Annotated in this window: 1 protein-coding gene; it reads left to right on the top strand. The window is 54.2% G+C overall.

Features of this window, described 5'->3' with window-relative positions:
* Positions 1-1,464 (top strand): hypothetical protein (locus D7X94_RS18650; RefSeq protein WP_158591083.1); only part of this gene is annotated, 1,464 nt, incomplete at both ends.

Consider the following 1,464-nt stretch of genomic DNA (forward strand, 5'->3'; position numbering starts at 1 on the left):
ATCCTGTCCACCTATAACCAGACCCAGAAGCAGTTCAACTTCCAGCTGGACAGCGCTCTGTGGACCAACGGAGTGGGCACCACATATCCCGACACCCTGACCTTTACTCCCAAGGCTACTGGCTTTGGCACCGTAGATACCGACAAGACCATGAGCATTGTTTGGGAAGCTGGTGCTGAGGATATTCTTGAGAATGCTATTCTGACCAAGGTTGGAACTACAGATAAGATTGATCCCGCCCAGCCGATTCAGATCGTTATGAGAGGCAACGGCACTCAGGTGAAACTGCGTGTGATGGCAAAAGCTGCAAGCGGCGCTAACATTAACCTGCCGATTGCTGATGGCACTGTTGAGCCGGGTACGCCCGCCAAACTGGTGTTCAAGGTTGACACTGATACTGTTGCTACCGCTACCTTTGCCAAGGGCGCGAAAGCCGCTACCCTGGCTTGGCCGGAGAATACCGCAAATCCGGATGCTCCCGTTCTGGAAGCTCCTGCTAATGTTACTCTGGACGATATTGTAACTGGTCAAGCCGGCACAGACGCTGCTTCTGCTGAGCTCACTTGGGTAGATGCCCAGCTGGCTACCTTCAAGGCGCTTGCCATGAAGAAAGTCGGCGATGCTGTGGCCGCTGCGGAAACGGCTGGCACTACTGTCAATGGACCGATTACAGTACAACTGCAGCTGGTAAATGATACCACTAACGATAAACTGCAGATCGTTGCCAAGGTGTTGGATAATGGCGGCGACCTTGATCCTGATGGCGCAGGAGCCGGAACCGAAACAGTCGTTACGCTGGCGGAAGCTGGTTATCCCGTTGCGGCTGATATTGCTGTGATTCCTGGCGCTAACGATGTACCTTTGAAGTACTTCCCTGTAGGAGCGGACACGACAGATCCTACAGAGGCCGTGGCTATTGCAAACCTGGTTATCACTACGGAGGCTAATGCCTCTGCTACCGCTATTATCACAGGCCTTGATACTTGGGAGAATGTGGCTGCCATCGATATCGATACCCCCATGGCCTTCACTCCCGCTGAGGATGCTGGCAATGTAGATGCTACGACCGCCATGCTGAACGGTGAATCCGTACCTGTTGCGACCAATGTGGTGTTCACTCTTACTCATAAAGACCCCGACTTCCTGAACACGAACCTGGCTGGCTACTACCTGGTGATGGATATGCCCGAGGGCGCTGTGGTAACTCCCGGCGTGTCCGGCCTGAACGGCAAGACCACCGATAAGGTTGGCGGAAGCAACTGGGGCAACGGCATTGGCTACAACGCCGCCAACTGGCCCGTGGCCGCTAATCCTCCCTCCTTCGTTGACAACATTTACCTGAACAACTACACCGAGCTTGAGAATGGCGTGACCACTCTGGGCTCCTGGTGGAATGAGAAGAACTTCTCCTATGCCGAGAACGGCACCAAGCCGGGCGCTGGCATTAACACTGACATTCTGTAC

The organism is Acutalibacter sp. 1XD8-33 (assembly GCF_003612555.1).
Lineage (GTDB): Bacteria > Bacillota > Clostridia > Oscillospirales > Acutalibacteraceae > Acutalibacter.